3 protein-coding genes and 2 pseudogenes are annotated in these 2,566 nt (G+C 60.6%); all 5 read left to right on the forward strand.

What is annotated here, in order from left to right:
- Positions 1-510, forward strand: a pseudogene (locus QOL62_RS19630) (MFS transporter); the annotation flags it as partial.
- A 79-nt stretch (positions 511-589) separates the two neighbouring features.
- Positions 590-1,027, forward strand: a complete 438-nt coding sequence (locus QOL62_RS19635; RefSeq protein ID WP_007683347.1) for a DUF411 domain-containing protein — start codon at positions 590-592, stop codon at positions 1,025-1,027.
- A 384-nt stretch (positions 1,028-1,411) separates the two neighbouring features.
- Positions 1,412-1,675 carry a type II toxin-antitoxin system RelB/DinJ family antitoxin gene (locus QOL62_RS19640; RefSeq protein ID WP_004212689.1) on the forward strand — a complete coding sequence of 88 codons (264 nt, stop codon included), beginning with the start codon at positions 1,412-1,414 and terminating at the stop codon, positions 1,673-1,675.
- A complete protein-coding gene (locus tag QOL62_RS19645; RefSeq protein WP_004212690.1) occupies positions 1,662-1,943 on the forward strand; it encodes a type II toxin-antitoxin system YafQ family toxin in 282 nt (93 codons plus the stop codon). The genes QOL62_RS19640 and QOL62_RS19645 overlap by 14 nt, the downstream gene beginning before the upstream one ends.
- A gap of 401 nt (positions 1,944-2,344) precedes the next feature.
- Positions 2,345-2,566, forward strand: a pseudogene (locus QOL62_RS19650) (CorA family divalent cation transporter); the annotation flags it as partial.

The raw sequence follows: 2,566 nt of genomic DNA on the forward strand, positions 1-2,566 counted from the left end.
GGGCTGGCGGCGATGCATGTCAATCTCCTGGTGACGCGGAGCGCCATTTCGCTGAGCCGCGAAGAGATCGCCTGGATGCTCAGTCTCTGCGGATTGGGCATGCTGGCGGCACAGATCTTCCATGCAAAGCTGGATTGGCTGGTCACTGTGCCGAGGCGGCTTGCCGGATTGACGCTGGGCCTGCTGGCTGTGGCACTTTTCATGTTTCCTGTCGCCGCGAGTATGGCCGAGCTCAGTGGGATCATCGTTGCTGCCGGCTGGAGCTCGGCAACCCTTCGATTGGTCACCAGCTTCTGGATCAGCGGCGGCGGGGCCCCTTCAGGCGTGAAGCTCGGTTTCCAGCATTCCGCCGCCAGCATCGGGCAGGCGCTCGCGCCGCTGGCGATAGCCATCGTCGCTCCCGGGGCGCAGCCGCTCGTTCTGTGGGGGATTGGTGGTCTATCGCTAGCGCTGCTTGTGTCCCTGCCGCTAGCCTGGAGGCCGCCCGCCATCGTAAAATCATCTGCGTGATGAGGGGAGGGGCGCATTGATGCGTATAGAAAAGAAGGGGCCTCTGCCCCATGCTTATCGTTCTTCCGGGAGTCATTTCATGAAGACCCGCCTATTCGTCGCCTTGCTGTTCCTCGCCATGCCCGGCGTAGCGCTTGCGGCCAGTGATATCGTCGTCCACCGGGATCCGGGATGTGGATGTTGCGAGAAGTGGGCGCAGGCCGTGCGCGCGAAGCTGGGACGCAAGGTCGTCATGCGTGACGATGCGTCGCGCAGCGAGCTTCAGCGCAAGGCCGGCATGCCCCGGACGCTGGCATCTTGCCACAGCGCGATCGTCGATGGCTATATGATCGAGGGCCATGTCCCGATATCCGACGTCAAGCGCTTGCTGGCGACCCGTCCTGCGGGCGTCAAAGGCATTGCGGTTGCGGGGATGCCGATCGGTTCGGAGGGCATGGAAGTGGCAGGCGCTGCCCGCCAACCCTATACGGTGGTGGCCTTCGGCAGCGCCGGTCAGCGAATTTTCGCCCGCCATTGATATCGCGCGGTTTGCAGCATCCTGCAGAATTGCCCGGTGGTAGAGGACCCCGCTGTCGAGTGTAGAACCTTGTGTCAAGCGAGCTGATGGCGTCCCTACCCCTACCTACACTGAAAAAGCAACGATTTGTCTTGTAAGTTGTTCGCGGTCGTCTCCCTGATTTGCCTGAATTTGGCCCAAAATGTGGGAACGATTGTGGGACCGTTTGCCCACCGAAAGTGTGAGAACGGCCCCAACATTCCCGATCAGGGCCCCGAACCGATGGCACTCACAGCATTGAAGGTGAAAAACGCGAAGCCCGGTCGCCATGTCGATAGCCGGGGCTTTGCCTGATTGCACTTTGCGTTCGCTTGCATTACATCGTCATGCAGAAAGGAAATCGACATGGCCGCAAACGCTCTTGTGCAGACCCGGATCGACGGAGCGGTGAAGGAGGAAGCCGCGACCGTGCTGGCTGCTATGGGGCTGACCGTCTCCGATGCCGTGCGCCTGATGCTGACCCGCGTTGCCCGCGACAAGGCCTTGCCGTTTGAACCGCTGGTGCCCAATGCCGAGACGATCGAGGCCATGAAGGAAGCGCGCGAGGGAAAGGGCAAGCGGTTCGCCACGGTGGTCGACCTGATGGCCGACCTCAATGCGGACGATTGAACGCTTCGGGCGGTTCAAGCGCGACTACAAGCGGGAGAAGAAGGGGCAGCACGCCAAGACGCTGGACGCTGACCTGATCCCGATCATCGAGGCGCTGGCATCCGACGAGCCGCTTGAACCGCGCCACCGCGACCATGCGCTGACCGGCGACTGGCGCGACCATCGCGATTGCCACATAAAGCCCGACCTCGTGCTGATTTACCGCAAGCCCGATGACGACACCTTGCAGCTTGTGCGCTTGGGATCGCACGCGGAATTGGGTTGGTGACGCCCGCGCATGGCGAGCTTATACGTTTGTCGGGTATGTCAGCCAGAGGCACGATTACGGGTTAGGTGTGATCAGCGAGCATCCGATGCCAACAAGCTTTTGCAGAAGACATCAATCGCAGAGATGCATTCGGCAGGCGCTGCTTGAAACAAAAATGAGGGCCATAAATCACTTTCACCCTCAAATTCTGACAAATTTGCCGTTAGTTCACGACTGGTGAGCGAGAAATGAGCCGATCGCGTTGGGCTTGAAGAGCCGACCGCTCGCTCCACCGTCGTGACCCCTACGTTGATGACCGGCGGATGCTGGCCCGGTAGACGATGCTGCCGAGAGCGACGACGACGCCCATGATGGCAAAAGATTCCATGCTCGAATGGCTCAAAAGCCAGATCGTGAGAAGGAAACCCTATTTCCGTGATTTGCTCGATCACATGCTCAGGGTTGAGAGCGCCATCACCGGCATCCGCGACATCCTGATCTCGGTGTTCGAGGCGAGTCACCTGCTCGAACAGCAGCGCCAGGGTGCGATCACGCGTCAGCTTGCCGCCTGGGCCGCGATCCTCGCGGTGCCTACCGCGATTGCCGGAATCTACGGCATGAATTTCGAGAATATGCCCGAACTG

The organism is Novosphingobium panipatense, from assembly GCF_900182875.1.
GTDB classification, from domain to species: Bacteria; Pseudomonadota; Alphaproteobacteria; order Sphingomonadales; family Sphingomonadaceae; genus Novosphingobium; species Novosphingobium panipatense.